This window comes from Nocardia sp. NPDC059691 (assembly GCF_042733915.1).
GTDB classification, from domain to species: Bacteria; Actinomycetota; Actinomycetes; order Mycobacteriales; family Mycobacteriaceae; genus Nocardia; species Nocardia sichangensis.
Genome location: NZ_JBHWFB010000011.1, coordinates 214,416 through 240,391, shown reverse-complemented (window position 1 = coordinate 240,391; position 25,976 = coordinate 214,416). Strand labels below are relative to the sequence as shown.

28 protein-coding genes are annotated in these 25,976 nt (G+C 69.2%); 13 read left to right on the top strand and 15 right to left on the bottom strand.

All coding sequences use genetic code 11. The annotated features are described in order from the left end of the window. Positions 1-574: 574 nt before the first annotated feature. The 4 genes from ACFV2O_RS24505 to ACFV2O_RS24490 all read right to left on the bottom strand — a co-directional run bounded on the left by ACFV2O_RS24505 (position 575) and on the right by ACFV2O_RS24490 (position 5,910). The gene (locus ACFV2O_RS24505; RefSeq protein ID WP_379253807.1) at positions 575-2,290 is read right to left on the bottom strand and encodes a 3-deoxy-7-phosphoheptulonate synthase; all 1,716 of its coding nucleotides are present in this window, start codon (positions 2,288-2,290) and stop codon (positions 575-577) included. Positions 2,291-2,340: 50 nt separating this feature from the next. Continuing rightward, the gene (locus tag ACFV2O_RS24500; protein ID WP_356965660.1) at positions 2,341-3,810 is read right to left on the bottom strand and encodes an NAD(P)/FAD-dependent oxidoreductase; all 1,470 of its coding nucleotides are present in this window, start codon (positions 3,808-3,810) and stop codon (positions 2,341-2,343) included. Between the two features lie 785 nt (positions 3,811-4,595). After that, positions 4,596-5,078 (bottom strand): nuclear transport factor 2 family protein, encoded by a 483-nt coding sequence (locus tag ACFV2O_RS24495; RefSeq protein WP_379253806.1) that lies wholly within the window; start codon positions 5,076-5,078, stop codon positions 4,596-4,598. Positions 5,079-5,253: 175 nt separating this feature from the next. Then, on the bottom strand, positions 5,254-5,910 hold the full coding sequence (locus ACFV2O_RS24490) for a TetR/AcrR family transcriptional regulator (RefSeq protein ID WP_379253805.1): 657 nt from the start codon (positions 5,908-5,910) through the stop codon (positions 5,254-5,256). Positions 5,911-6,082: 172 nt separating this feature from the next. Between ACFV2O_RS24490 and ACFV2O_RS24485 the strand changes: the two genes are divergently transcribed. Next, a complete protein-coding gene (locus ACFV2O_RS24485) occupies positions 6,083-6,574 on the top strand; it encodes a GyrI-like domain-containing protein (RefSeq protein WP_379253804.1) in 492 nt (163 codons plus the stop codon). Positions 6,575-6,728: 154 nt separating this feature from the next. On the opposite strand, the gene ACFV2O_RS24480 is transcribed toward ACFV2O_RS24485, so the two are convergent. Both ACFV2O_RS24480 and ACFV2O_RS24475 read right to left on the bottom strand, forming a co-directional pair. Then, complete coding sequence (locus ACFV2O_RS24480) at positions 6,729-6,881, bottom strand: hypothetical protein (RefSeq protein WP_379253803.1); 153 nt, start codon at positions 6,879-6,881, stop codon at positions 6,729-6,731. Between the two features lie 240 nt (positions 6,882-7,121). Next, entirely contained in the window at positions 7,122-7,730 is a 609-nt protein-coding gene (locus ACFV2O_RS24475; RefSeq protein WP_379253802.1) for a TetR/AcrR family transcriptional regulator, read from the bottom strand. A 55-nt stretch (positions 7,731-7,785) separates the two neighbouring features. Between ACFV2O_RS24475 and ACFV2O_RS24470 the strand changes: the two genes are divergently transcribed. Beyond that, positions 7,786-10,971 carry a carboxyl transferase domain-containing protein gene (locus ACFV2O_RS24470; RefSeq protein ID WP_379253881.1) on the top strand — a complete coding sequence of 1,062 codons (3,186 nt, stop codon included), beginning with the start codon at positions 7,786-7,788 and terminating at the stop codon, positions 10,969-10,971. A gap of 182 nt (positions 10,972-11,153) precedes the next feature. Then, entirely contained in the window at positions 11,154-11,279 is a 126-nt protein-coding gene (locus ACFV2O_RS24465) for a hypothetical protein (RefSeq protein WP_379253801.1), read from the top strand. Between the two features lie 54 nt (positions 11,280-11,333). Here the strand turns inward: ACFV2O_RS24465 and ACFV2O_RS24460 are convergent, their stop codons facing one another. Beyond that, on the bottom strand, positions 11,334-12,509 hold the full coding sequence (locus ACFV2O_RS24460) for a serine hydrolase domain-containing protein (protein WP_379253800.1): 1,176 nt from the start codon (positions 12,507-12,509) through the stop codon (positions 11,334-11,336). A 155-nt stretch (positions 12,510-12,664) separates the two neighbouring features. On the opposite strand from ACFV2O_RS24460, the gene ACFV2O_RS24455 reads away from it, so the two are divergent. The 7 genes from ACFV2O_RS24455 (at position 12,665) to ACFV2O_RS24425 (ending at position 19,051) form a co-directional block, all read left to right on the top strand. Beyond that, positions 12,665-13,078 (top strand): YciI family protein, encoded by a 414-nt coding sequence (locus tag ACFV2O_RS24455; RefSeq protein WP_355075219.1) that lies wholly within the window; start codon positions 12,665-12,667, stop codon positions 13,076-13,078. 14 nt (positions 13,079-13,092) lie between these two features. Beyond that, on the top strand, positions 13,093-14,322 hold the full coding sequence (locus ACFV2O_RS24450; RefSeq protein ID WP_379253799.1) for an RNA polymerase sigma factor: 1,230 nt from the start codon (positions 13,093-13,095) through the stop codon (positions 14,320-14,322). Between the two features lie 80 nt (positions 14,323-14,402). Beyond that, a complete protein-coding gene (locus ACFV2O_RS24445; RefSeq protein WP_379253798.1) occupies positions 14,403-15,047 on the top strand; it encodes a pentapeptide repeat-containing protein in 645 nt (214 codons plus the stop codon). A 168-nt stretch (positions 15,048-15,215) separates the two neighbouring features. Continuing rightward, the gene (locus ACFV2O_RS24440) at positions 15,216-16,256 is read left to right on the top strand and encodes an AraC family transcriptional regulator (protein ID WP_379253797.1); all 1,041 of its coding nucleotides are present in this window, start codon (positions 15,216-15,218) and stop codon (positions 16,254-16,256) included. 294 nt (positions 16,257-16,550) lie between these two features. Continuing rightward, on the top strand, positions 16,551-17,573 hold the full coding sequence (locus tag ACFV2O_RS24435; RefSeq protein WP_379253796.1) for a PP2C family protein-serine/threonine phosphatase: 1,023 nt from the start codon (positions 16,551-16,553) through the stop codon (positions 17,571-17,573). Between the two features lie 35 nt (positions 17,574-17,608). Then, a complete protein-coding gene (locus ACFV2O_RS24430) occupies positions 17,609-18,469 on the top strand; it encodes an SDR family oxidoreductase (RefSeq protein WP_355075227.1) in 861 nt (286 codons plus the stop codon). 54 nt (positions 18,470-18,523) lie between these two features. Beyond that, positions 18,524-19,051: an AAA family ATPase gene (locus ACFV2O_RS24425; RefSeq protein WP_379253795.1), complete on the top strand. Its 528-nt coding sequence runs from the start codon at positions 18,524-18,526 to the stop codon at positions 19,049-19,051. 16 nt (positions 19,052-19,067) lie between these two features. Here the strand turns inward: ACFV2O_RS24425 and ACFV2O_RS24420 are convergent, their stop codons facing one another. Genes ACFV2O_RS24420 through ACFV2O_RS24400 form a run of 5 tightly spaced genes read right to left on the bottom strand, consistent with a single transcriptional unit; the run spans position 19,068 to position 22,723 of the window. Continuing rightward, positions 19,068-20,573, bottom strand: a complete 1,506-nt coding sequence (locus tag ACFV2O_RS24420; protein ID WP_379253794.1) for an FAD-dependent oxidoreductase — start codon at positions 20,571-20,573, stop codon at positions 19,068-19,070. A gap of 52 nt (positions 20,574-20,625) precedes the next feature. Next, positions 20,626-21,561: a glycosyltransferase family 9 protein gene (locus ACFV2O_RS24415; RefSeq protein ID WP_379253793.1), complete on the bottom strand. Its 936-nt coding sequence runs from the start codon at positions 21,559-21,561 to the stop codon at positions 20,626-20,628. Next, entirely contained in the window at positions 21,558-21,875 is a 318-nt protein-coding gene (locus ACFV2O_RS24410; protein WP_379253792.1) for a hypothetical protein, read from the bottom strand. Before ACFV2O_RS24410 ends, ACFV2O_RS24415 begins: the two co-directional genes overlap by 4 nt. Then, complete coding sequence (locus tag ACFV2O_RS24405) at positions 21,872-22,330, bottom strand: hypothetical protein (protein ID WP_379253791.1); 459 nt, start codon at positions 22,328-22,330, stop codon at positions 21,872-21,874. Before ACFV2O_RS24405 ends, ACFV2O_RS24410 begins: the two co-directional genes overlap by 4 nt. Before the next feature lie 57 nt (positions 22,331-22,387). Next, positions 22,388-22,723, bottom strand: coding sequence for a hypothetical protein (locus ACFV2O_RS24400; RefSeq protein WP_379253790.1), 336 nt, complete (start codon positions 22,721-22,723; stop codon positions 22,388-22,390). Between the two features lie 195 nt (positions 22,724-22,918). Between ACFV2O_RS24400 and ACFV2O_RS24395 the strand changes: the two genes are divergently transcribed. After that, complete coding sequence (locus tag ACFV2O_RS24395; protein WP_355075241.1) at positions 22,919-23,338, top strand: CBS domain-containing protein; 420 nt, start codon at positions 22,919-22,921, stop codon at positions 23,336-23,338. A 12-nt stretch (positions 23,339-23,350) separates the two neighbouring features. Here ACFV2O_RS24395 and ACFV2O_RS24390 read toward each other — a convergent pair whose 3' ends face one another. From ACFV2O_RS24390 to ACFV2O_RS24380, 3 genes are read right to left on the bottom strand one after another with little or no spacing between them, the layout of a single operon-like run. Next, complete coding sequence (locus tag ACFV2O_RS24390) at positions 23,351-24,070, bottom strand: metallophosphoesterase (protein ID WP_355075242.1); 720 nt, start codon at positions 24,068-24,070, stop codon at positions 23,351-23,353. A gap of 5 nt (positions 24,071-24,075) precedes the next feature. Further along, a complete protein-coding gene (locus ACFV2O_RS24385; protein WP_379253789.1) occupies positions 24,076-24,345 on the bottom strand; it encodes a BON domain-containing protein in 270 nt (89 codons plus the stop codon). Continuing rightward, positions 24,346-24,909 (bottom strand): nucleotidyltransferase family protein, encoded by a 564-nt coding sequence (locus ACFV2O_RS24380; protein WP_355075246.1) that lies wholly within the window; start codon positions 24,907-24,909, stop codon positions 24,346-24,348. Between the two features lie 142 nt (positions 24,910-25,051). Here ACFV2O_RS24380 and ACFV2O_RS24375 point away from each other — a divergent pair, with 142 nt between their 5' ends. Beyond that, positions 25,052-25,477 carry a ChaB family protein gene (locus tag ACFV2O_RS24375; RefSeq protein ID WP_379253788.1) on the top strand — a complete coding sequence of 142 codons (426 nt, stop codon included), beginning with the start codon at positions 25,052-25,054 and terminating at the stop codon, positions 25,475-25,477. Continuing rightward, a complete protein-coding gene (locus ACFV2O_RS24370) occupies positions 25,464-25,976 on the top strand; it encodes a DUF6328 family protein (RefSeq protein WP_379253787.1) in 513 nt (170 codons plus the stop codon). The genes ACFV2O_RS24375 and ACFV2O_RS24370 overlap by 14 nt, the downstream gene beginning before the upstream one ends.

Here is a 25,976-nt window from a genome sequence, read left to right as displayed (position 1 = left end):
CCTGTACCCGTTCCGAAGAATAACGAAAGTGTAGCGGTTCGATCGCGAATCCCACGGATTCGCTTGGGCCAGCAAGTGAATCGAAATTATTCCGAAATTCGAGCACGCGAGCTCGGGTGCGACGGGCTCCGCGCGTGATCGTCGACCGTAAACGCGCGCGGATGGATTGCTACTCAGCGGTATAGCGTAGCCGATCCGCAGCTGCGAGAACCAGAGCGAACATCTGTCTCTAACTTACCGATGGTTCTGGTCGTATATGGACAGCTCGTTCGATTCCTCAGCTGTCCGTCTGTGCGATATGGGTGATCGGTTCCGTGTCATCGAACCAGACACCGAGAAGGGCAGCCCAATGTCCACGGAACCGGGTGATGATATAGCGCCGACTTCGATATCCGATTCCCGCTGCTGGCAATAAATCCGTCGCTCGATCGCCACACCGACACTCGCCGCTGCGACCCGCGCTGTTCGTGCAAGCGCTGCGAAGTCCCGGAGCGCCGCAGAGTGCCCGGCGAACGATTCCCGCGGTGGCGCGGCTCTCGTTACCGGACCGTCGGCGCCGCGCCGGGAGTTCGTGTCATCGCGGTGACCAGGCGGCCCGCAGTTCGAGCGCGGCGATGACGCGATGAAGCGTTTCGACGGGGTCGGGGCCGCATTCGAGATGCAGGCCGCCGGGAACGGTGCCGGTCGTTCGGCACGTGTCGAAGAACGCGCGAATCACGTCGGCGACATCGTCGGCACCGAAGTCGCCGCCGAAGTCGCCGCCGTGCGGCATGCGCGTGGACGGCATCGGATCGCACACCCAGCAGATCGGTGTGTCACACGCGGCGGCCGCGGCGAACAAGGACGGAAGCGTATCGAGGGTACGGGCGACGCCGAATCGGGGGACCAGTGTGAGCCGCCCCGGCTCTTTCCGCGGATTCAATGTGCGACAGAGGAACTCGATGTCGTCCGGCGTAGTGGCGGAGCCGAGTGCCACCGCGACAGGGTTACCGGCATGGATGGCGACCCGCATTCGGTCGTGGGCGAGAGCCCCCGCCCGATCGTCGAGCCACAAAAGGTGTGCCGAGCGATCCCACCATCGTTCGTCGGGTCCCTGGCCGGGCGGGACGACCGGTTCGCGGGAGATGCGCAGCAGCGGTAGCCAATTGTGCAGTTCACTGGCGCCCGGCGGTGCGATCGCGGCGACGGGCAACAGCCCGCTCACCGCGCGGAGCAGGTCGCGTCGCACCGGATCGTGCGACCGGTCGGCGGCGCGGCGCAAAATGTTCACGCACAGCGTGATCGGCAAGCGGTCGGCGGGCCACTCGTCGAGCGCCGCGACAGCGCGGAGGTCGCCGTGGTGTCGTCCGGGCGCTCGTTCGATGGTGACCGTCGCTGCTCCCAGCCCATGGGTCATGACCGCGGCCGCCGCGTACGTCAGTGCCCTGCGCGCGGCAACCGTTCTGGTGTCGGCTCCAGCAGAGGCGTCGTCGCGGCCACCGAGGTGCAGGACGAAACCATCTCCCCGTGCTGCCTTCGCCAAATCCGCTGTGAGGACCTCACATTCGTGGGGTTGTATGGGCCCGGGCCGCGAATGCCGCAAGCGGACGGGTGGCGCTGCGGAGTCCGCACCCCGCTGTACGCTGCCCAGGAATTCGTGCGCCTCGAACAGTCGGCTCGCGACCAGGAACGACCCCGGCCGCGCGGGTTCCGGTTCGTCGGCCCAAGGCGGATCGGCACCGGCCGTGGCGGCGTGGTCGGGTGGGATGACGTCCGGGTTGAACGACTCCCGGATGTAGCAGAGCGGCCGATCCCCGAGCGTCATGACGTATGCCCGTGCCGCGCAGAGGCGACCGTCCGGCCACCGCACCACGCCGGTCCGCAGGAGATGCCGCCGCTGGGATACGCCACGGGAGATGAGTCCGGTCCCGATCGGCACCCGCACATCGTCCATACCGGAAGCGGCCGCGCCCGCGCGCACCGCGACGACGTAATTGATGGATGCGGTGACCAACTCGGCGTTGACCAGGCAGGAGCGGCGGACGATGACGCGATCGGAACCGGATACCCCCAGAGCGTCGGTGACCGTGGTCGGCAGCCGACCGGCCGCGATGTCGTCCTGACGCAATACCCGCACCTGCAGGTCGGTGCGAAGAATCGCCGCCAGCGCGGGGGTGGTGAATCCGTCACTCGCCAGCAGCATCCTGGTCAGCGGGTGGTCGAATCGCCCGATCTCGTCGTGGGTGCGCAATCCCGAACCACCGGGCGGGCGATCACCCGGTGGTTCGGGGCCGGTGTGCGTGATCGTCACGACCGGCTCCGTGCAGTGCCTGTCACGAGAAATCCGTGCCGGTACCGGCGCTAAAGGGTGGTGGCAGCCGTCGGTGGAAGAACGGGACGAGCCACGGCGGCGATCTCCGCTTCGGTCCGCGGCCGATCGGTGAGGCCGAGCACCGGCTCGGTCGTGATGCGCAACTGGCCGGTCGTCGTGTCCGCCAACGGATCGCGCCAGTGATCCCACACGACGGACATGTCGAGGTGGCCCATGTACTCGAGGTTCGCCGACTCCGCGTGCAGACCTTCGGCCGCGGAGATGATGGTCGCGGTCGCGGCGCGCTGTTGCACGCCCGAGGACTCGTCCATGTCGGTCAGGCCGGCCATGATCTCGGTGAACTGAGCCTGCTTCGTGTCGCCGCTGTGCCCGGTGGTCAAGGTGCCCGCGTGCGCGAAATACTCCTCCGAGCCCACATACTGCTCGTACATCCGCGACACCAGGACGAGGAATCGCGTGTAGGCCCGGCGATAGGCGTCCTCGTAGAAGGCCAGCGCGGCGGACTCGCTCAGTTCGCCGCGCAGGATCGTCGCGATCGCCGCCGCGGCGACCAGGCCGGAGTACGTCGCGAGATGCACGCCGCTGGACAACAGCGGATCGAGGAAGCAGGCCGCGTCGCCGACGACCACCCAGCCCGGACCGCTGAACCGGTCGGAGGTGTAGGAGTAGTCCTGCTCCGCCTTGACCTCCGCGACCTGCCGCGCACCGACGAGCAACTTGCTCATCGCCGCGCTGTCGGCGATGGTCTGTGCGTAGTACGCCTCTCGGCCGAGTTCGCGGAGTTTGGGAGCGGCTTTGCGCGCCGAGACGACATAGCCGACGCTGTGGCGGCCGTTCGAGAGCGGAATGTTCCAGAACCAACCTCCCTCCGGCGTGGAGACGACGTTGATCGCGCCCTCCGGGCTGTCCGGATGTAGGTGTGCGCCTTCCCAATACGACCACACGGCGACGTTGCGAAAGGCGGGATGCTGCTGCCGATCGACGACCTGGTGTTTGGCCAGCACGCCCGCGCGGCCGGAGGCGTCGACGAGGAAGTCGATCTCGGTGGTGTGCACTTCGTCGTCACCGTCGACGGTCCATTCCACGGCCGTCGGCCGGTCGCCCTCGAACAGGACGTTGGTGACCGTGGCCTGCTCGATCACCCGCGCGCCCTGCTCGGCGGCGTTGCGCAGCAGCAGTTCGTCGAAGACGTCGCGCTGGACCTGCCAGGACCAGGCCTCGGCGTCCACGAGCTTGGACCAGTCCAGCAACCAGTTGTCGTCCTGCCACTGGAAGTGGCCACCTCGTTTGATCTGGAAGCCGTGTGCGGCCACCGCGTCGTAGGCGCCGGAGACGCGCAAGGTCGACAGGACCGAAGCCAACAGGCTCTCGCCGATGTGGTAGCGCGGGAACTTATCTCGTTCCAGGAGGGTCACCCGGACCCCCGATTTCGCGAGCAGGGCTGCGGTGGTGGACCCGGCTGGGCCGCCACCGATGACCAGAACATGCGGATTGTCCATAGCGAACTCCCTGGAACTGCCGACAACGGATCGTGCGCCCGCCTCAGTGGTGGAAGGACTCCGGGCGAGCCGCGGTCTTCGACGCGTCCGAATCAAGTTTTGCCACTGATTAGCTAAACTAACGGTGCACGGTTCGATTGTAGCAATTGATAGCCAAACCTCAATAGATACAAGCTATTTGGCAACCATCGGCCTACCCGCCTGCGGGTTACTGAAGGGTTGCCAAAATGCCCGCAGGAGACCTTGCCGCTGGACTGTCGTCACTGGGCATGAGCTGCGATGCCGAAGATGGTGGACATCGCATCGTCGATGGAAACCGTTGCGGGAGGGAGTATTTCGCCAGCGCTATGCGATCGCGGCGGGGAATGTGGAGGTCAGGGTAGGCGGCGATGACATAGGTCGTTCGGTCATCACCCCTCTTTCCCAACGGATCCAAGGATACGGCGGACCCTCGCGTTGCACGAATCGTTCACCAAGAGTTACCGCGTTGGTGACCAGGTCTCCGCTTCGGCCAACTCCCGGCGACGGTCCAGGCGGGCGGACGACATTGTGGCGCGGCGGATTTGCCGACCCTTCTGACCTGCGCGGTAAAGAATTTCGCGGTGTCGGTGGTTGTGACACTCCGATGGGCGAACTCGGTGGCGTGCGCCGAGCCGTCATCGCGCGGGCGCGAACGGCGACACGACCGCCAAGTCATCCGGGAACGGGCGTTCGCGATCACAGAAGTCGGTGTCGCGTCGCGTGAAGGCGGCGAAGTGCCGGGAAATGGGCGAGAAGGGGCGAGTTCAGGCCGGGCCGCGTCCGGCGGCGACCCGGCCCGCGACGGGCCGTACGTCGCGGTGGGATATCAGCCACTCGCCGTCGTATTTCTCGTATCTGTCCTGCACCAGGCCGATGGTGGTCCAGTCCGCGGGGCGGTTGGTGTCGGCGAATTCCCTGGTGGTGAACCAATGCCATACCGTGGCGTAGGCGGTGAGCAGCGGGCCGTCCTCGGTCCACTCGATGGTGGCCTGCCCGGCGACATGCGCCACCATGGCGCGCTGGGATTTCGGCGCGCGGCTCATGTACGCGGTGAACTCGTCGCGTCCGTGGAAGCGCACCACCGGGCCGGGCATGATCCGGTACTCGATCAGCGCGTCCGGTGTGAAACATTCGACGAAACGTTCGCTCTCCCCGGTGTCCGCGAGTCGGAAGAAGTGATAAAACGTGCGGTAGATCGCCCGCTCGGCTTCGATGGTCGCGAGCAGATCTTCGGGTGCGCCGGTCACGTCGGTCCTTTCCCCGGCGACAAGGTATCGCACGGTGAGTCGTTCGGTGTCGAATTCGGCGGCAGCAGGACTTCGCGGGTGCGCTGCGGCTCTCACCGGGGTGTGGCGGCTGCGGTGCGCTCCTGCGCGTCGACGGTGGAGGCGAATGCCGTGTCGAAGCGGAAGGGCTACGGGCTCACGAGTTTTCCGGCGCTTCGTAGGCGCGCAAGAAGGTGTCGACCCCCGTCGTGGCGACCGCGCGCATCTCGGTGGTGGAGACCTTGCGCGTGCCCAGCCGTGAGCGGCCCTCCATCGGGCCGGTGATCAGCGCGAGGAACTGTTCCGCGGCGGTGGCCGGGTCGCACGCGCGCAAGCGGCCGGACAGCGACAGGCGCGCCAGCCGATCGGCCAGCGCATCGGCCAGTTGGTCGGACGTGCGGCTCACCACGATGTCGATCAGGTCGGGGAACTGGGCGACCTGCCCGTAGGTCAGCCACCGCAGCGACCGGGATCGCTCGGAGCAGCAGACCCGGATCAGCCGGTACGCCAGGTCCTCCAGCGTGGCGCGCAAGTCGGGGCCGGGGTTGCGCAACCGTTCCACCACCGCCAGGTTCTCGGCCAGCACCGCGTCGCCCGCGGCCGCCAGCGTGTGCCGGAACAGGGTTTCCTTGTCGTTGAGGTGGTTGTAGATGGTCGGCTTGGCGACGCCTGCCGCCTCGGCGATCTCCTGCACACACGCCTGCGCGTAACCGCGGCGTGCGAAGACCGCGAACGCGGCGTCCAGGATCGCCTGCCGTTTGTCGATCCGCCCGCGCGAAGCCGCCTGTCCGGCTTGCGATGTCACTGCTGCCACTCCCGCAGTCTAGTACGCTGACGAATATTAGATTGAACCGGCGGGTACAAAGCTTCGCTTGTTTCGGCTCGAGCCCGTGACCATGAGACCCGGCGCACGGCGGCACCGATGAGTTTCCGGCGGTCACGGCGTCGTTGGTGATGGAGTATCCGTGAGCTGATCAAGGAGAATCATGACCGACGACCTGGCTGCCGCCTCCACGGCCGATCCCGAATTGCTCGATGTCCCGGAGGTCACCACGGCGGTTATCCGTGACCGTGTCCCACCCGCGGGCTTGCGAGACTTCTTCGACCGGTCGTTCCGGATCCTGCCGGAGGTCGTCGCCGGACAAGGCGCGACGATCGAGGGGCCGGCATTCTGCGTGTATCGGGCGGAGTCCGATGCCGCGCTGGACCTGGAGGTGGGGTTCGCGGTCGACCGGGACCTGCGCCCGGAGCGCGACGTCAGGGCCGGTTGCCTGCCCGCGGGCCGCGTGGCGAGGATCGTGCACGCCGGTGGATTCGACGGCTTGGCTGCCGCCTGGGAACACCTGCGGGCCTGGATCGATGAGCAGGGACTGGCCGCGGAGCCGCTGCGGTGGGAGGTCTACCTGACCAAGCCCGCTCCGGACATGGACCCCACGGATCTGCGCACCGAGCTGAACTGGCCGGTTGCGCAGCGATGATCGAACCCGCGCCCGCCCGGCGGCGCGGCCGACGAACTGTTGGCGGCAGCTTCGGCGGGACGGCGTCGAATCGAAGACCTCGCTTCGAACGCGTGACCAGCGGCGTCCCGGAATCTCACGACGCTGATCCTCGCGTCGGCCCGGCTTCGCGGGTTCACGTATCGGGGTCTTCGTCTCGGTCGGTGTGGGGCCCTGGGCCCGCCAGATTGCCGGCATTCTCGGAGTGGCCTTCGAGAATGCCCTTTTCTCGCGCGTTCGAGGTTTCGTGCGAGTCGTCCTTGTCGGTGGTGTCGTGGGGCTGATTCATGACTGCTTCTCCTCGGGAAAAGTCGACGTGGGTGTCCGGTCCGGGTGGAGCTATCGCGAATCGGCCTACCCCTGGAGCCACGGGACAAACCGAGGGGAGCGCCCGGTCCAGCCATATTGGACGCGGTGCTCGACGGGTTCAATCGCGCTGTAAGTCAATTGAATGCGTGATGCACGGCTCTCGCGGTGCGGTGGCGGCGAACAGCAGGGAAAAGAATGACGCAGGTCAGGCGGTGACGGGCTACAGGCCGAGCAGGGTTTCCGCGACCTTTCCCATGGCGTCGCGATACTCCGCACGGCTGGATTCGTCGGCGGTCCGACGCGCGAGGATGCCCGCGGTGAGGGTGTAGCCGATCGTTTCCGCGATCACCCGCGGCGTCGCCACCGGGGTGATGCGGCCCGCGTCGAGTTGACGCTGGAGATACCGGGTGAAGCGGCGGATCGGCCGTTCGGTGATCTCCTCGGACAGCGCCGCCACTTTGGGGTCCACGGATCCGCGCTCATCGATCAGGCGCAGCAGAGGTCCCGCCGCGGCGACCGCCGTGGCGAAGGATTCGATGGTGGCGCGCAACATCTTTCGCGGATCGTCATCCTCGATGCCCGGCTCCTGCGCAGCGAGGAAGTCGTCGCGCACCCGCTCGGCCAGCGCGAGAAAGATCTCCTCCTTGGAGGCGAAGTACACGTACATCGTCGCGCGGGAGACGCCGGCCTCCGCGGTGATGGCGGCGACGGTGGTGTTGTCGTAGCCGCGCTCCGCGAACACGCGGGTCGCGGCGTCGAGCAGATCACGGTGCCGGGAGGTGTGCGAGCGCTCCCGCGCGGCGCGCACCGACCAGGTGGACTGGGTCACGCCGATATGGTGACTCATATTGACGTTGACGTCAATGTCAACCAGACTGGGCGGCATGCAGGTCGTCGTGGCGAACAGGGGAGAAGTAGCGGTCCGCGTGTTGCGCACCGCCCGGGAACGGGGTTGGCGAACCCTCGCGGTGCATACCGCCGAGGAACGAGACGCGCTGCACGTCCGGCTGGCCGACGATGCCGTGCCATTGCCCGGCGTGGGAGCCTCCGCCTACCTCGATGTCGCGGCCGTCGTCACGGCGGCGAGGAAGGCGGGCCCCGGCGCATTGGTGCACCCCGGCTACGGATTCCTCAGCGAGAGCGCCGAATTCGCGAAGGCGTGCGCGGCGGCCCAACTCGTGTTCGCCGGTCCGTCGCCCGAAGCGCTCGAAATCTTCGGCGACAAGACCGCGGCACGCGCGGCGGCCGAGCGCGCGGGTGTCCCGGTTATCCCGGCGAGCCGCCGCGGCGCGGACATCGCCGAGGTGCGGGCACTGCTCACCGCGCACCCCGACGGGGTGATGGTGAAGGCCGCGGCGGGCGGTGGCGGGCGCGGTATGCGTGCGGTGCGCGACGCGGCCCGCCTCCCGGAGGTGTTCGAACGCTGCCGCGCGGAGGCGCTGGCCGGATTCGGTGACGACGCGGTCTACGCGGAGGCGCTGATCACCGGCGCGCGGCACATCGAGGTTCAGATCGTCACCGACGGACCCGTGGCGGCGGCGGTCGGCGACCGCGATTGCAGCGTGCAGCGCAGGCAGCAGAAACTGCTCGAGGTCGCGCCCGCCCCCGAATTGCCGGCCGGGTTGCGCGAGCGGTTGCATCGCTGGGCGGTCCGGCTCGCCGAATCCGTCGGCTGCCGCGGTGTCCTCACCGTCGAATTCCTGGCGCGCGGCGACGAGGCGTGGTTTCTCGAGGTCAACCCGCGGCTGCAGGTCGAGCACACCGTCACCGAAGCGGTTCTGGGAATCGATCTGGTGGCGGTGCAATGCGATCTCGCCCGCGGCGCCACGCTGGCCGATCTCGCGCTCCCCGATCCCGGTTCCGCGCGCGGTTACGCGGTGCAGGCGCGCCTGAACGCCGAAACCGTCACCGCGGGCGGCGACGTGCTGCCCGGCACCGGCACGCTGACCCGGTTCGCGCCACCGACCGGAGTCGGCGTACGGGTCGACACGGCCGCGTTCACCGGTATGCGGCAGGACGCGCGCTTCGACTCGTTACTGGCCAAGGTCATCGCCTGCGGACCGTCCTATCCGGCCGCGCTGCGCCGGTGCGCCGACGCGCTGGCCGAGACCGTCGTGACCGGGGTGGACACCAATATCGCCGTGCTGCGCGCGATCTTGACGGATCTGTCGGAGGGCCGCGTCGTGCCGACCACGTGGTTCGAGCGGAACGTCGACGAATTGGTCCGGCGGGCGGATGACTTCGCCGTCGTCGTGCCCGCTGCGCCCGACCGGGAAGAGAGCGCGGCCGCCGAAGTGACGCTGGACGGCGACGAGGAGGCGGTGCGGTCGCCCATGGGTGGCACGGTGGTCGCGCTCACCGAGCCCGGCGTCGTTGTCGCGGCGGGCGGCGAGGTCGCGGTGCTGGAAGCGATGAAGATGCAGCACGTGGTGCGCGCCGAGCAGGACATGCGCGTGTGCCGCCACGTGGCGGCGATCGGCGCGGTCGTCGATTCGCACGCGCCGCTGCTGACCTTCGTCCCCGCCGAGCACGAGGGCGCGGTCGTGGATCACACCGCGGTGGACCTGGATGCGGTGCGCGCCGACCTCGCCGAAGTCCACGCCCGCCGACGGGGAGTGCTCGACGAAGCCCGGCCGGAGGCGGTCGCCAAACGCCATCGGCTCGGGCGGCGCACCGCCAGAGAGAACATCACCGACCTCGTCGACGCGGACAGCTTCGTGGAGTACGGCGCGCTCGCGGTGGCCGCCCAGCGCCTGCGTCGCAGTCCGGAGGACCTGATCGCGAACACGCCCGCGGACGGCCTGATCGCGGGCGTGGCCACCGTCGGCGCCGAGCGATTCGGTCCCGGCCGCTCGCGCGCGGTGGTGCTGTCCTACGACTACACGGTGCTGGCGGGCACCCAAGGGATGCGCAACCACGTCAAGACCGACCGCATGCTGGAACTCGCACGCGAACAACGGCTTCCGGTGATCTTCTTCACCGAGGGCGGCGGCGGCAGACCGGGCGACACCGACTATCCCGGCATCTCCGGTCTGGACGTGACCACCTTCCGCGCGATGGGCGCACTCTCGGGCCGGGTTCCGCTGATCGGCATCGTGTCCGGACGCTGCTTCGCGGGCAACGCGGCGCTGCTCGGCATGTGCGATGTCGTGATCGCCACTCCCGACGCGAATATCGGCATGGGCGGCCCCGCCATGATCGAGGGCGGCGGCCTGGGCGTCTACGCCCCGGAGGACATCGGCCCCGTCGAGGTGCAGCGTCGCAACGGCGTCGTGCACATCGTGGCCGCGGACGAGGCGGAGGCGGTCGCCACCGCGCGGCGCTATCTCGCCTACTTCCAAGGCGACATCGAGGAATGGACCGCGCCGGACCCGCGGCTGGCGCGGCACGTGGTTCCGGAGAATCGCCTGCGTGCGTTCGATATTCGTGCCGCGATCGAGGCCGTCGCGGATGTCGGGTCGGTGCTGGAGCTGCGCCGCGACTGGGCGGCCGGGATCATTACCGCACTGATCCGGGTCGAGGGACGGCCGTTCGGTTTGATCGCCAACGACTGCCATCATCACGGCGGGGCGATCGATGCTCCGGCCGCCGACAAGCTCAGCATGTTCCTACGTCTGTGTGACGAGCACGGCTTGCCGATCGTCTCCTTCTGCGACACACCGGGCTTCATGGTGGGCCCCGACGCGGAGAAGGACGCCACGGTGACGAAGTTCAGCCGCCTGTTCATCGACTCCGCCGCGCTGTCGGTGCCGCTGGGCACCGTCATCGTGCGCAAGGGCTACGGTCTGGGCGCTCAGGCCATGGCGGCGGGCTCGTTCCGCGCTCCCCGGTTCGTCATCGCCTGGCCGACCGGCGAGATCGGCGGCATGGGCCTGGAGGGCGCGGTCCGCCTCGGGTTCGCGAAAGAGCTGGCCGCCATCGAGGATCCGGGCGAGCGGCAGCAGGCGTTCGACAACCTGGTCCAGCTCGCCTACGCCAACGGCAAGGCTCTCACCGCCGCCACCGTTCTGGAAGTCGACGACGTCATAGATCCGGCCGATACGCGCCGCTGGATCCGTACGCTGCGCTGACCGGTACGGCAGCCAGGGATCCGGCGCGACCCGCCACCCGCTCCGGGTTGAGATCATGATCCGCACGCGCGCCCTATCAGGCGCCGTGCCAGAACGGTCCGTCCTCACCACGGGATCGAGGACGGGCGAGCCGGCAACGCCCGCGACACATCCACGGCAGAGAGACCTGCCACGAGTTGACCGTGACCACCGATCCAGCGACCGGCACGGCGCGGATGCGCGTGGCACTCGGCGGTGACGACGCGACGACCACGCGGATCGCCGACCGGCTCGCCGGACTCGTCGACGTGCACGTGACCGTGCGCTGAACCGCCGCACCCGGTGACCGGGTAAGCCCGCGCGCGTCGCGGCGGAGCGAACGCTCAGCGCACGGTCGCGTGCGCGCCGTTCAGCGCGTCGACCAGGTTGCGGGCGCGCAGATCGAGCGCGCCTTCGACAATGTGGTTGGTGACGTAGGCGAAGGCGAGACGGCGTTCGGGATCGGCGAACGCGAGACTGCCGCCGCGGCCCGGATGGCCGAACGAGGCGGCTCCGCCCAGTGGCAGTTCCGCGGTGGGCAGCATGTACCCCGAGGCATAACGGCCGGGCAGCATCAGGACGTGATCGGTGCCCGCGACCTGTTCCCGGCTGGCAGCGGCGAGAGTGTCGGCGGTGAGCAGGCGCGTGCCCTCGACCTCGTCGACGAGCGCCGCGTACAGACGCGCCAGGCCGCGGGCGGTGCCGATGCCGTTGCTCGCGGGCAGTTCCGCGGCTTGGACGGCCGGTGAATTGAAGTCGATGTCCGCCGGGTCGGTGATCTGGAAGGCCCGATTGACCAGGGCCTGCGGATCACGCATCGCCGCGAGCAGCGGACGCAGCGACTCGGGAACGGCGTCCTCGGGCACCGCGGTCAAGTCGGGCGCGGGCGCGAATACCAAGCGGCTGACCCGGGCCTGCTCGGACGGTGGCAGGCCGATGAAGAAGTCGATATCGAGCGGACCCGCGATCTCCTCGGCGAGAAACCGGCCGGGCGTGCGACCGGACACGCGGCGGATCACTTCGCCGACCAGCCAGCCGTAGGTGCGCCCGTGATACCCGAACGCGGTGCCGGGGGGCCAATTCGGCGCTTGCGCGGCCAGTGCGTCCACCATCGGCGTCCAGGCCAGTGCGTCACCCAGTTCGACCGGCTTGTCCAGCGCCGCGAGGCCCGCTTGGTGCGTCAGCAGCCAGCGCACCGGGATGTCGGCCTTACCCGCCGCCGCGAATTCCGGCCAGTAGCGCGCCACCGGAGCGTCGAGATCGAATTCGCCCCGTTGCGCGAGCAGGTGCGCGATGGTGGCGACGACGCCTTTCGTCGCCGAATAGACCAGCTGCAAGGTGTCGCGCTGCCACGGTCGCCCGGTATCGGGATCGGCCGTTCCGCCCCACAGATCGACCACCGGCCGCCCGTCCAGGTACACGCAGACCGCGGCGCCGACGTCGCCCTGCTCGGTGAAATTGGCCGCGAACGCCTCCCGCACGGCCTCGTAGCCGGCGGCGGCCGTTCCCTCGATGATCATGCGGGACAGCATGTCATGACGCGGCCGAGCAGAGCATCCGGCCTGGTGACCACCATCGAGAAGTTTTTTCCACCGCGATGTCCGAGAATGGTCAGCGGCTCCGACGTTCCAGACGAGCGGCGCCACCGGGGCGCCGACGACCCAGAGGAATCGCCATGAAATACATGATCCTGAGCTACGCCTCGCAGCGGGACTATGACGGCATGGTCGGCAAGGACACGGGCAAGCCGGCGTGGACGGCCGAGGAATTCGCGGCACTGACCCAGTTCATGACCGAACTCAACAAGAAGCTCGAGGAATCGGGCGAACTCGTGGAGACCCGGGGACTTGCGGAGCCGGTACACACCAGGCGGCTGGGCATCAAGGACGGAAAGCCGTTCGTCACCGACGGCCCCTACGCCGAGACCCAGGAAGTGCTCGCGGGATTCTGGATCGTGGAATGCGAGAGCTTCGACCGCGCCACCGAGATCGCGGCCGAACTCAACAAGTGCCCAGCTCCCGCGCACGTGCTCCAATCGGTCTACGCCGATGTGCGCCCGATCGCCGAAGCCGCTCCCGAATTCGGCTGACCGTGCCCGATCCGGTGGCGACGGACCTGCTGCGCCCGTTGGCGCCGCAGGTCCTCGCCGCGCTCGTGCGCAAGTACGGGCACTTCGACACCGCGGAGGACGCGGTGCAGGAGGCGTTGCTCGCCGCGGCGACGCAGTGGCCCGCCGACGGTGTCCCGGCCAAACCGCTGGCCTGGCTGATCACCGTCGCCTCGCGCAGGCTCACCGATCTGCTGCGGGCCGAGCAGGCCCGCAGGCAACGCGAACAGACCGTGGCTCGCTGGGCGCTGCCGGAGGACTGGCTGACGCCGCCCGCCGACCGGCAGCCCAGCGACGCCGACGACACCCTGATCCTGCTTTTCCTGTGCTGTCACCCCGCGCTGTCGCCGTCCTCGCAGGTCGCGCTCACGCTGCGCGCGGTCGGCGGCCTCACCACCGCGGAGATCGCCCGGTGCTTCCTGGTTCCGGAACCGACCATGGCGAAACGCGTCGGCCGGGCGAAGCGCACTATCGCACGCAGCGGCGTGCCGTTCGCGCCGCCGTCCGCGGCCGACCGGGCCGACCGGCTGGCCGCCGTGCTACACGTGCTGTATCTGATCTTCACCGAGGGCTACGCCGCCACTTCCGGCCCCCATCTGCACCGGGTCGAGCTGTCGGCCGAGGCGATCCGGCTCACCCGCCTCGTGCACCGCCTGCTGCCCGAGGACGACGAAGTGGCGGGACTGCTGGCGCTGATGCTGCTCACCGACGCCCGTCGTGCCGCACGCACCGGCCCCGGCGGCGAGCTGATCCCGATGGAGGAACAGGACCGCGGCCGATGGGACGCGGGCGCGATCGCCGAGGGAATCGCACTGGTCACCGCCGCACTGCCACGGGGCATTCCGGGGCCGTATCAGTTGCAAGCCGCGATCGCCGCACTGCACGACGAAGCGCCCAGTTACGCCGCGACGGACTGGCCGCAGATCGCCCTGCTCTACGAACGCCTGCTGGCGGCGTCCGACAATCCGATGGTCGCGCTGAACCACGCGGTCGCGGTGGCGATGGCGGTGGGACCCGCGGCGGGGCTGAAGCTGGCCGACGATCTCGGCGAGCGTCTCGCCGGCGACCACCGCTTGCCCGCCGTGCGCGGACACCTGCTGGAGATGCTCGGCGACATCGCCGGCGCCCGCGGGGCCTATCTTGCCGCCGCGGAGCGGACGACGAGCATTCCGCAGCAGCGCTACCTGCTGTCCCGCGCCGCCCGGCTGGAGTCGAGCGGCGACTGATCTCGATCGGCGGCCGAACTTGTCGTTGCGCACCGGAATACTCGTCGCCGACCGATCTTCGTGACGAACTGGAGGAGTGCATGGCGCGCGAACTCGACGACCTGCCCTACGCGCGGTATCTCACCGCCTTGGACGGGGACCTCGAAGCAGAGGGCGACTACGACTGCGTCCGGGTCGACGGCGGTGCGCTGGACGACGTCGATGTGTCGCACGCGCGCTTCAACGAGTCGGCGTTCAGCTCGAACACCTTCACCCGCGGCACGCTGCGCTACAGCCGGTTCACCGATGTGTGGCTGCGCCACGTCCGCTGGGTCGGCACCGAATTGGCCGACACGGCGTGGCTGGACAGCGAGGTGGTGGCGGGCGCGATGTCCGGTGTCGACTTCGCGGGCGCGAACCTGCGGCGGGTGCGATTCGAAGGTTGCAAGTTCGACTCGGTGAACTTTCGCCGGGCCCAATTGCGCGAGGTGACCTTCACCGACTGCGTGCTGCGCGATTGTGACTTCGCCGAGGCCGCGCTGACCGAGATCACGGTGCCCGGCTCGGCGCTCGTCCGGCTCTCGCTCCGCAACGCTCGCGTGGTGAAAGTGGACCTGCGCGGCGCGACGGCGCTCGATGTCGCCGACGGGCTCGACAGCCTGCGCGGGGCGACGATCAGCAGTCCACAGCTGATGGATCTCGCGCCCGCCTTCGCGCGTTCCATCGGTATCACCGTGCGGGATTGATGGCGCCGAACTCACGCGACACCGGACACGGCTACCGTTCCGGCGACGAAAACAGCTGACTGCCAGCGGCTGCCGTGACGACATTTCGGCGAACCGCCGATGCGCACGACACCCGATTGATACATTGCGCCGATACCGCGCAGTACCGCTTCATCGAGGACGCGAGTCATGGTCGATCCGGATCCCCTCCGCAGCACCGCAGGCGTGCGTGCGCTCGTACGCATCGCCGGAGAGCGGGGCATGGCGCCCGCCGAGTGCCTGGCCGGTACCACGCTGGCGCCCGCCGAACTGGGCGACCCCTCCGCCGAGATCACCGCGCAGGACGAACTGCTGGTGGTGCAGACGGTGCTCGGCCGGTTCGGCGACGAGCCGGGACTCGGTCTCGCGGCGGCGGTCCGGCACGATCTGCGGTCGCGCTGGCCGTGGGGTCTCGCGCTGCTGGGCAGCCGGACGCTGCGTGAGCTGATCGAGGTGGGGTCGCGCTACATCGGTCGCACAGTGCCGTTCGGGCGACTGGCCATCGAGGAAGCCGACGGCGAAGCGCGGCTGGTTTTCGACGACGCCGACATCCCACCCGAGATGCGGGCCTTCTTCGCCGAAGCGGCCCTGGCCGGATTGCCCGCCTTCGATCGTGAATTGTTCGCCGTGGGCGTCCCGGTGCGGCGGGTCGGTTTCCGGCACGCCGGTCCGCGCGACATCAAGCGGTACCGCGACGTCTTCGGTGTGGCGCCGGTTTTCGGTGCGCCGACGAGCGCGGTGGTCTTCGACCGCGGTGTGCTGGACCGGCCGCTGCCACCGGCGAACGCCGCCGCGCGGGACAACTGCGGACAACTGTGCCGCGACCTGCTGGACCGGCGCCGGTCACGCACCGGCGTCGCGGCGTCGGTGCGCGACCGCCTCGTTCGCACTCCGGGTGAGATCCCCGATCAGGCGACAGTCGCTCTCGGGCTGTTCATGAGCTCGCGCACCCTGTCGCGGCGGCTGAACGAGGAGGGCACCTCGTTCCGGGCGCTGCTGGACGAGGTACGCCAGACCATGTCGGAGGTGCTGCTCGCGCACACCGACATGACCACCGAACAGGTCGCCGCGCGACTGGGCTATGCGGAGGCGGCGTCCTTCATCCGGGCCTTCCGCCGTTGGCAGGGCTGCCCTCCGCAGACGTTTCGCACGCGGGGGCGGCGGTCGCATCGGTCGCCCGAGCTGGTCTGAGCGACGAGCGGCTGCCCTCGTGCGGATCATCCGGCGCGGGGTGCCATCTCTCGCGGGTGCGGGCAGACCGTCGGCTATCGTGCTGCCGGGCAGCGGGCAGGGAGATCCGGCACCGGGATCGAGACCCGGAACACTCCCGTACTATCGCGATCGGAGTCGGCCTGCCGGGGAGATGAAGGAGGAGGGTGTGGAAGTTCGCACCAGCAATACGCCACTGTGGTTACGGTTGGGCCAACGACTTCCGGAGCATGGCGCGCCCGCGGGCCACGGCACTGTCGGCCGGGGAGCCGTTCGATGAACGATGAAGGTGCCGACCTACGCTGCGCCGGATGCTCGGCTGTCGGACTCGACGGCCTGCGGTGCGGGTCCTGCGGTCGGGAACTCGGTTATCGATACATAGCGCTGCCCGGTCCCGACGCCACGTCGTGCGCCGATTGCGGAGGCGACCACTTCTACGCCGACGGGCGCTGTGCGCGGTGCGGCCGGTCGCGCCCGGTGCCGGATCGCTTCGACACCGATCTGGGCGCGGTGGCGGTGCTCACCGATCGCGGCATCGCCCACGCGCGCAACGAGGACGCCGTCGCGGCCGGGGTGCTGGAAGGCGTAGTGCCGGAAACGGACGCGTCGGTCGTGATCGCCGTCAGTGACGGCGTGTCGACTTCGTCCCGGCCGCAGGTGGCCTCCGGCGCGGCGGTCCGGGCCGGTGTCGGCGCGACCGCCGCCGCGCTCGCGGCCGGACAGCCCGCGACCGAGGCGATCATGGCCGGGTTGGCGGCCGCGGTGCAGGCGGTCCGCGACGTGGACGTTCCCGATGGTCCCGCGCCCTCGTGCACGTATGTGTCCGCCATCGTCGCCCACCACGGCTCGGAAACCGAGATCACCGTGGCGAACGTCGGTGACAGCCGCGCCTATTGGCTGCCGACCCAGCGCGACGAGCAGGCCCAGCGCTTGACCGTCGACGACTCGTGGGCACAGGCACTGGTCGACGCGGGTGCGATGGACGAGCGCGCGGCGATGGCCGATCCCCGGGCGCACACGCTGATCCGCTGGCTCGGCGCGGACAGCCCGCCGAAGCCGTGGGCGGACAATTGCGTTCGGACGGTGCGCGTCTCGGGGCCCGGTGTGCTGCTGCTGTGCTCCGACGGGCTGTGGAACTACTCGCCCGCGCCCGCCACGCTGGCCGACCAGGTGGCGGCGAAGGCGCCCGCGGAGGCGGCCCGCGCGCTCGCGGAGTTCGCATTGCGTTGCGGTGGCGGCGACAACATCACGGTCGCGCTCGCGCCGGTTCCGTGGGAGAGCCGTTCGCCTGTTCCATAGACAGTGATGTTCATGGTTGCGTATGGTCATCGACTATGACGAAGTTCGCCGGCAAAACCTGTCTGATCACCGGCGCGGCCAGCGGTCTCGGTCGCAGTACGGCGCTCGCGGCGGCAGCCGAAGGCGCTTCGCTCGTGCTGACCGATATCGCCGCTGACGGCCTGGCGCGGACCGCGGCCGACGCGCGCGCCGCGGGCGCGACCGTTCACGTCGCCGAGGCGGCCGATGTCAGTGACTACGACCAGGTCGTGGCGCTGGCGGCCCAGGTGCACGACGTGGTCGGCAGCGTCGACATCGTCATGAACGTGGCCGGTATCGCCACGTGGGGGACCGTGGACCGGCTGACGCACGATCAGTGGCGGCGCACCGTCGACATCGACCTCATGGGCCCGATCCACGTGATCGAAGCGTTCGTCCCGCCGATGATCGCGGCCGGACGCGGCGGTCACGTGGTGAACGTGTCCTCGGCGGCCGGTCTGTTCGGCTTGCCGTGGCACGCGCCGTACAGCGCCGGCAAGTTCGGCCTGCGCGGGGTGTCGGAGGTGCTGCGCTTCGACTTGGCACGCCACCGCATCGGCGTGAGCTTGGTGTGTCCGGGCGCCATGGCCACGCCGATGGTCGACAGCGTCGACATCGCGGGCGTCGATCGCACGGCCGAAGCGGTGCAGCGGGGCATGGCGCTGTTCATGCGGCACGCGGTCACCCCGGAGGCGGCGGCGCGCTCGATCGTGCGTGGTGTCGAGCGCAACCGCTACCTCGTGTTCACCTCGCCCGACATTCGCGTGGGCTTCTGGGCGCAGCGGTATTTCCCGCCCGCGTACAACGCCGCGATGCGCGGATTGAATTGGGCGATGAACCGCTATGTCGAGCAGAAGGCAGGCGCTCGGGCGAACTGAGCGTCGGCGGGGTCGCCGTAGCCGGTCGTGGCGGGGCGCGCCATGATCGTCGTCATGGCATCGGCTGTCTATCTGATCACCGGCATCCAGGCCGCGGGCAAATCCACCGTCGCCCAGGCGCTGGCCGAGCGGCTGCCGCGCTCGGCGCACGTGCGCGGGGACGCCTTCCGCCGGTTCGTGGTGAACGGGCGTGCAGAGATGACCGCGGACCCCTCGCCCGAGGCGCTGGCCCAGTTGCGGCTACGGCACAGCCTGGCCGCGGCGACGGCCGACGCCTATGCCGATGCCGGGTTCACGGCTGTGCTGCAGGATGTCTTCCTCGGTGAATTCCTGCCCTGGACGGCGGATCTGATCGTCACGCGACCGCTGTATGTCGTCGTGCTCGCGCCGCGCACCGAAGTGGTCCTGGCGCGCGAGGCCGGACGCGGAAAAGACGCCTACGACGAATTCACCGTCGCGGGGCTGGACAGGGTGTTGCGCGAGACCACTCCCCGGATCGGGCTCTGGCTGGACACGTCGGATCTCACGGTCGAGCAGACGGTCGATCGAATCCTCGCCGATGCCAGGCCGCTGACGGACTGAGCAGCCCGTCGCCCGTTCACCGGGTGTCGCGCGGCTCGTGCAGGGGAGTGAGCGAGCTGGTGGCCGGGCCCTCGAGCAGCGTGCCGTCCGCGGCGAAACGCGAGCCGTGCAGCGGACAGTCCCAAGTGCGTTCGGCGTCGTTCCAGTTGACGATGCCGTAGAGATGCGGGCACACCGCCGAGACCCGGTTGGTGACGCCGTCCACCGTGCACACCGCCGTCGGGTGCAGGCCCTCGCGCAGGACCATGCCGCAGTCTTCGGCCGGAGCGTCGCCGTCGTGGTGGGTCGCGACCCGCAGCCAGCCCGCGGAGAGTTTCTGTGCCACGGCGCCGTTGATCTTCGTCGCCGCGGGCAGTGCCTTGAGCTCGTCCGGACGCCAGCTCGCGAGCGCGCCCGCCCATCGAGGTGCCGCCCCGGTGAACCGTCCGGCCAGCGCGATCGCCGCGGCGACCCCGTTGGTCAAACCCCACTTGGCGTAGCCGGTGGCCAGCTGAATGTCGTTCTGCCCCGGCAGCAATGGACCCACATAGGGAAGCTCTCCGATAGGGGAGTAGTCCTGAGCCGACCAGCGGTACGTCAGCTCGGCGCCCGGGAACCAGGTGTGCGCCCAGTTCACCAGATCCTCCACTTTCTCCCGGGTCGATCCGCCGCGGCCGACGACATGACCGTTGCCGCCGACCAGCAGAAGCTCGCCATCCGGTCCCTGCGCGCGGCGCAGGGAGCGAGTCGGGCTGCCCGCGCTGATGTACATATCGCGCGGAGCCGGTCGGTCCAGGCGGAAGGCCGTCAGATAGGAGCGTTGCGGAGTGAGGCGGGCGAAGAATCCGCCACGATCGAGGATGGGCGTCCCCGTGGCCAGCACCACCCGGCCCGCGCCGAGGTCGCCGTGTTCGGTGGAGACGACGAGATCACCGCCGCCACCGTGATGTACGCCGCGCACGAGGGTGGATTCGTAGATCGGCGCGCCGTGTGACTCCACGTCGGCCGCGAGCGCGGCCAACAGGGCCATCGGATCGAGTTGGGCCTGATCGGCCAAGCGCACCGCGCCGCGCGCGGGAAAGTCGACGTCCAGCTCGCGTAACAGCTCGGTGGGCAGGCCCGCCTTCTGCGTCGCGGCGTATTCCGCTCGCACGGCCGACATTTCGTCGTCGTTCTGCGCGTAGGTCAAGGCTGCTGCCCGCTCGACGGTCACGCCGTGTGCGGCACAGTACTCCAAGAGCCATTCCTGCCCTTCGCGATTGGCCGCCACATAGTCGCGCAGGACGTCGTCGGAATGGTGCCGGGCGATCTGCTGCGCACGCGTCCCCTGCAGCAGGCTGACCTTCCCCGTGGTGGCCCCGGTGGTGCCCGCACCGACGCGTCTTCCTTCGACCACGGCCACTTCCACGCCGTTCTCGACCAGCAGCAGGGCGGTCACCAGTCCGGTGAGCCCGCCGCCGATCACCACCGTGTCGAAGCGCGATCCCGGCGTCAACCGCAACCGCGCCGGAACCTGCGCGCCGTGCAACCATAGGGACGTCATATGCCCGAGATAGCCGGTCTCGACGGGGCGAAACGCCCGTGCGGATTCCTTCTCATACTCGCACGTGGCCGCTGAGCTGCCGATCGGCGGCGGCGAGCACCTCGGCGGCGCTGATCATCGCCAATCCGGGCGCGGGTGTGTCCGCCCGCGGGTCGCCGGGGTGCCCGGCCCACAGCGCGACATGCGCCGCCCGTTCCGGTGGCGGCCCCCAGACCGCGGGCGAGTCGGGACCGAAGATCAGCACCGACGGTGTGCCGAACGCCGTGGCCAGATGCCCGACGCCGGTGTCGCCGCTGAGCACGAGGGACGCGTCGGCCACCGTCGCGGCGAGTTGGCGCAGCGTGAGTTCGCCTGCCAGGACGTCGTTTTCGGGCAAGCCCGCCTGTGCCGCGACGCTGAGGGCGAGCGGACGGTCCGCGGCACTGCCGACGATACGTACCGGACATCCCCACTCGCGCAGGCCGGCGGCCACCGTCGCGAAACGGTCGGCCGGCCAGCGACGCGCCGGGGCGCCGCCCGGATAGACGATGATGGAGCGCCGCTCTCCGGTGCACTCCGGTGGTGGCGTGATGTCCAGCCGGGCCGAATCGGCCGGGATGCCCGCCCAATCCAGTAGCCGGCACCACCGCATGGTGTCGGGCACGCCTGGCTCGTACAGCGGACCCGGCGCCTGCGGAAAGTCCTTGTGGCGGTGGGTGATCATCCGTTCCGGATCGGTCGCGAGCAGCGCGCGTATGCTCTCGGCCCCGCAGTCGTGCAGATTGACCGCGAAGGTCGGCGCCGCGGCGTTCCAGCGCAATCCGGCGGCCATCGGCGTCGCGTGGAGTTCGTCGACGCACGCGGCCAGTTCCACCACCGGGCGCAGCCATCCCGGCGCGGCCAGAACGAGCCGGTGTCGCGGGCGCGCGTCGTGCAACGCGCGCAGGGCGGGAACCGCGGTCAGCAGCTCCCGCAACCCGTGCGCGCGCAACGCGAGCAAGACGGTCATTTCGGCACGAAGATGCCGGTGAGGTCGGCCTTGCGGATCGGGGTGTCCGGATTGGCCTGCGCCGCGCACATCAACTTGATCGCCGTGATCGCCGCGTCGACGGTTCTGGCGTCGGGCGTCTCGTGACCCTCGCGCTCCTCTTCGAGGAACTTCTCGGTGGTGACGCGCTGCTTATCGGGATCCTGGGCGACGTATTCGTTGCACGGTGTGTCACCGCCCTTGTTCACGATCTTCTCCGGCTCGTCGCCGCACCCCGCCGCGCACACCGCCAGCGCGGCAAGGACGGCGACGCCCATCCGGCGCGCGGCGCTCATCGGCCGAACCCCGCCAGCGCCGAGGCCAGGTCCGGTACGCCGAGCGCCTGCACCGCCTGTTCGCGCACGTCGGGGCAGGTCTGCGTAGTGACGGCGTCGACCGTGTCGCGGTGGGTGACGACGACGTCGTTGAGCCCGCCGTTACGGGCCGCCCAGTTGTGCACGGTGCCGTTGAACGTCACCTTGGCCACCGTGGCGCTCTGGCCACGCCAGGTGTCGATGTCCGCGCCCATCATGTCGCACAGCTGCTTCGCCGCTTCCGCCGTGATCTGGTCAGTGTTCGGCACCTGGGGGCTGCTCGGCCCCGGCATGGTGATCGAGACGGTCGCGGGCTGGGGCGTATCCGCGGCCGGATCGCCGCCGTCGACCGAACATGCCGTGAGCGCCGATCCCGCCGCCATAGCGCCGATGAGCAGGGCGAAGCGGCCCAAGGGCCGATTGGGCTGGTGTGTCATTCCTTCTCCTGGAGTTCGAAGCCGCATCCCCGCGGGCGGCACGCGATCGGGCGAGGATCAGTGACCGGCGGCGTCCCGCAGCCGCCTGCCTTCTCGCGCCTTGATCCGGCGGTGCTCGGCGACGATCACCAAGACGCCCGCGATGATGCAGACGCCGCTGACGACCCCCGCCACCACCGCCCACCCCGCGAATCCGTACCCGGCGGCGGTGAGCGTCAGGGCCATGGCCACGATGCCCACCGCGACCAGGATGATGCCCGGCCAGTTCCGGGCGTCCTCGATGGATTCTCCGGCGTGTGTCCGAATGGTGCGGGTGTCGTCCGGAAACGCGTGGGTCCGGGGTGCGTCTCCGGCGCCGGATCCCGCGGTCGGCTCGTTCGGTGCTGGCAGCATCGGAGGTCCTTTCTGCTGAGCGGCAACGATTTCGGTGCGCGGACAACCCGCGGCCCGCGGCGTTGCGAGCGGGCCGTCCTGGGCGGCCATACCGGTCGGATGCCCGCGTTAAGGGATCCGAAACGGGGGTAGGACGTCAGCGAGCGACCCTGTTCCGGGCCGCTCGTACCCGCGAGAAGATTCAGGAGGATCCCGATGACAACAGCACGGGACATCATGACCCCGAACGTGGAGTGTGTCCGCTCCAGCGACACGGTGGTTGCGGCCGCGCAGCGCATGGCGGAGTTGAACGTCGGCGCCTTACCCATCTGCGGTGAGGACGACAAGCTGAAAGGAATGCTCACCGATCGCGACATCGTCGTAAAGGTGATCGCCCAGCGTAAGGACCCGCTCGGCGTCGACGCGGGCGAACTCGGGGGCGAGGAATTGGTCACCGTCGAAGCCGACGACGACGTACGCAAGGTGATGTCGGTGATGTCGCAGCATCAGGTGCGCCGCGTGCCGGTACTGGAGAAAGGCAAGCTGGTCGGAATCATCGCGCAGGCCGACGTGGCCACCACCGTCGAGAACACCCAGTCGGGCAGCACCGTGGAGGCGATCTCGACCGACTTCTGAGTCCGGCCCTACTCAGACCGCGGCCGGGTGCATGTCGTAGACCGCGTACGCCGCTCGGATCACCGGCTGGGCGACATTGCGCACCCGGATGCCGCCCGGAGTGGTGCCGCGCTCGGTGCCCGCGTGCGCATGACCGTGCAACGCCAGGTCGGCGCCGTGTTCATCGATCGCCTCGCCGAGCAGGTAGGAGCCGAGGAACGGATAGATCTCCCTCGGCTCGCCGTGCAGGGTGTCGCTGATCGGGGAGTAGTGCGTGAGCGCGACGGTGACGTCGGTGTGCAGATTCGCCAGCGCATCGCCGAGTGCGGCGGCCACGTCCACGGTGTGCCCGGCGAATTCGCGCATCAGGGGTTCACCGAAGACGCTTGCGCACTTGCCCGCGAAGCCGCCGCCGAAGCCTTTCGTGCCCGCGACCCCGAGCGTGCTCCCGTCGAGGTGCAACGTCACCGAAGTGCCTTCCAGCACCGTGATGCCGTGGTCGGCCAGCACGGTGCTGATCTCCTGATCGGCGTCGCTGTGATAGTCGTGGTTGCCCAGGACGGCGACGACCGGCACGCCCAGATCGGCGAACTCCTCCGCGACCACCCGGCCTTCGTCGACGGCGCCGTGGCGCGTCAGGTCGCCCGCCAGCAGGAGCACATCCGCTCGTGCGGACAGTCCGTCCAGTGCCTCCCGCCATTGCCCGCGCGAATCCACGCCGAGATGTACGTCCCCGACCGCGGCTATCCGCATGCCGCTCAACTCCTTTCGGATCCGTCCGGCTCCAGCGTCTCGGTTTCGACGGGCGCCTTGGGACGGGTGACATGGACGTCGTTGTGTATCCGAGCGTGCGGAAGCTGTTCGCGCACGACGGTTTCCATCTGCTGTTTGCAGTTCTCGCTGCTCACCTCGCCGCACAGCACCACGACGTCGCCGCGAATGGTCACCTGCACACCGAGTTCGGCGGTGCGGGGGTCCTCGGCCAGCGCCCGGCGTAATCGTGCGACCAGGTATTGCGGCTGCTCCATCTACTCCACCTTTCCGGTGCGGGTGATGCCGAGATCGTCCAGCAGGCCCAGGAAGGCGCGCGCGTAGGGCGAGGCCTTGGTCTGCTCGCGCACCACCTCCCAGTCGACCTGTTCGCGCAGGTCGCGCGCGATGTGCAGAATCGGGCTGAGATCAAGGCGGTGCGCGTCGAAGACGAGCATCTTGTCGATCATCAGGTCGGTACCGCTGATCACCGGGGCCTTGGCGGGCCCGATCCGCATCTCGGTGGCCCGGTCGAGCAGTTCGTCGGTCACCTCGCGATCGTTCGGGCGGTGAATGACGTCCACCAGGATGTCGTCGGCGTAGACCTTGCGTAGCCAGTTCTCCGGCGGGTCGCACACCCGCAGGCCCGCACGGGCCAGCGTTTGGATCGCCCGCCCGCTGTCGGCCGGTTTGACGAAGATGTCCACGTCGTGCTGGGAGGTGGGGCCGCCACGGGCGTAGACCGCGCAGCCGCCCGCCACCGCGAAGCGGATGTCTGTCGCCGCCAAGGCGTTCACCGTGCGGGTGAGCGCATGCAGCAGCTGATCGGTGGTAACGGCCATGCAGCGGTGGTACCCGGCGGACACCGGGTTAATCGACGTTTCACCGGGTATGCGTCCGGATATCCGGACGCGCCCGACGCGGCCCGGCACCGGGCTTTCGGACCACTTCGGACCAACCTCGCGAGCAGGGAAGGAGCGACACATGCCCAAGACGACAGCGCGCGGCGATGTGAAGAAGTCCGAGCTGCCGAGCACGCTGAAGCGGTCGGAGGAGAAGGCGCAGCGCACCTTCGCCGAGGCGCACGACGCCGCGCTGGAGCAGTACGACGGGAACGAACAGCGCGCCCACCGCGTCGCCTATGCCGCGCTGAAGCACAGCTACGAGAAAGTCGGCGACCACTGGGAGCCCAAGGCGCACCGCGGTCCCTCGGACGAACGCGCCAGGCAACACGGGCCGGACGCGCGAGGTGAGACGGCCGAAGGCGTCGATGCCAACGCGTCGAAACAACACCTGCTGGAGGTCGCCCGGCGACTCGAGGTCACCGGCCGCTCGCGGATGAGCAAGGACGAACTCGTCGAGGCGATCAAGAAACGCAACCGCCGGGAGGCCGCGCGTGCCCGAGGGTGAGGACGACGACTGGGCCCGCCGTGCGCGCGGCGAGACCGAGCTGGAACGACTGGACCGGAACTGGGCGAGCCTGATCCAAGAGTTGCGCGTCGTACAGACCGGTGTGCAATTCCTGTTCGGGGCGTTGCTGGTGCTGCCGTTCCAGGCATCGTTCGGCACGCTGGCGCCGGGCCTGCGAGCGCTGTACATCGCCACTTTGGCTGCTGTGCTGGGGGCGACGGTGTTCCTGATCGCGCCGGTGTCCTGGCATCGGATCCTGTTCCGCAGGCACCGGCTGGGCAATGTCGTCTGGGCGGCGCACCGGTGCGCGATGGCCGGCGTCGCACTGCTGGGTCTCGCGTTGATCGGCGCGGTGGTTCTCGTGGTCGACTATGTGACGGGCACGGCAGCGGCGATAGTGACCGGTATCGCCGCCGTCGCGTTGTTCGTGTCGACATGGCTCGTCGCCCCGTGGCGCTGGCGCAGCGCGTCCGAGGACGTCCGCGCCGAGCACTACTGA

Coding starts and splice junctions, on each gene's coding strand:
- ACFV2O_RS24500 (WP_356965660.1), bottom strand. CDS start 3,810: ATGGACAATCCGCATGTTCTGGTCATCGGTGGCGGCCCAGCCGGGTCC.
- ACFV2O_RS24485 (WP_379253804.1), top strand. CDS start 6,083: ATGACCGACGACCTGGCTGCCGCCTCCACGGCCGATCCCGAATTGCTC.
- ACFV2O_RS24480 (WP_379253803.1), bottom strand. CDS start 6,881: ATGAATCAGCCCCACGACACCACCGACAAGGACGACTCGCACGAAACC.
- ACFV2O_RS24470 (WP_379253881.1), top strand. CDS start 7,786: ATGCAGGTCGTCGTGGCGAACAGGGGAGAAGTAGCGGTCCGCGTGTTG.
- ACFV2O_RS24460 (WP_379253800.1), bottom strand. CDS start 12,509: ATGATCATCGAGGGAACGGCCGCCGCCGGCTACGAGGCCGTGCGGGAG.
- ACFV2O_RS24455 (WP_355075219.1), top strand. CDS start 12,665: ATGAAATACATGATCCTGAGCTACGCCTCGCAGCGGGACTATGACGGC.
- ACFV2O_RS24445 (WP_379253798.1), top strand. CDS start 14,403: ATGGCGCGCGAACTCGACGACCTGCCCTACGCGCGGTATCTCACCGCC.
- ACFV2O_RS24440 (WP_379253797.1), top strand. CDS start 15,216: ATGGTCGATCCGGATCCCCTCCGCAGCACCGCAGGCGTGCGTGCGCTC.
- ACFV2O_RS24435 (WP_379253796.1), top strand. CDS start 16,551: ATGAACGATGAAGGTGCCGACCTACGCTGCGCCGGATGCTCGGCTGTC.
- ACFV2O_RS24430 (WP_355075227.1), top strand. CDS start 17,609: ATGACGAAGTTCGCCGGCAAAACCTGTCTGATCACCGGCGCGGCCAGC.
- ACFV2O_RS24425 (WP_379253795.1), top strand. CDS start 18,524: ATGGCATCGGCTGTCTATCTGATCACCGGCATCCAGGCCGCGGGCAAA.
- ACFV2O_RS24420 (WP_379253794.1), bottom strand. CDS start 20,573: ATGACGTCCCTATGGTTGCACGGCGCGCAGGTTCCGGCGCGGTTGCGG.
- ACFV2O_RS24415 (WP_379253793.1), bottom strand. CDS start 21,561: ATGACCGTCTTGCTCGCGTTGCGCGCGCACGGGTTGCGGGAGCTGCTG.
- ACFV2O_RS24410 (WP_379253792.1), bottom strand. CDS start 21,875: ATGAGCGCCGCGCGCCGGATGGGCGTCGCCGTCCTTGCCGCGCTGGCG.
- ACFV2O_RS24405 (WP_379253791.1), bottom strand. CDS start 22,330: ATGACACACCAGCCCAATCGGCCCTTGGGCCGCTTCGCCCTGCTCATC.
- ACFV2O_RS24400 (WP_379253790.1), bottom strand. CDS start 22,723: ATGCTGCCAGCACCGAACGAGCCGACCGCGGGATCCGGCGCCGGAGAC.
- ACFV2O_RS24395 (WP_355075241.1), top strand. CDS start 22,919: ATGACAACAGCACGGGACATCATGACCCCGAACGTGGAGTGTGTCCGC.
- ACFV2O_RS24390 (WP_355075242.1), bottom strand. CDS start 24,070: ATGCGGATAGCCGCGGTCGGGGACGTACATCTCGGCGTGGATTCGCGC.
- ACFV2O_RS24385 (WP_379253789.1), bottom strand. CDS start 24,345: ATGGAGCAGCCGCAATACCTGGTCGCACGATTACGCCGGGCGCTGGCC.
- ACFV2O_RS24380 (WP_355075246.1), bottom strand. CDS start 24,909: ATGGCCGTTACCACCGATCAGCTGCTGCATGCGCTCACCCGCACGGTG.
- ACFV2O_RS24375 (WP_379253788.1), top strand. CDS start 25,052: ATGCCCAAGACGACAGCGCGCGGCGATGTGAAGAAGTCCGAGCTGCCG.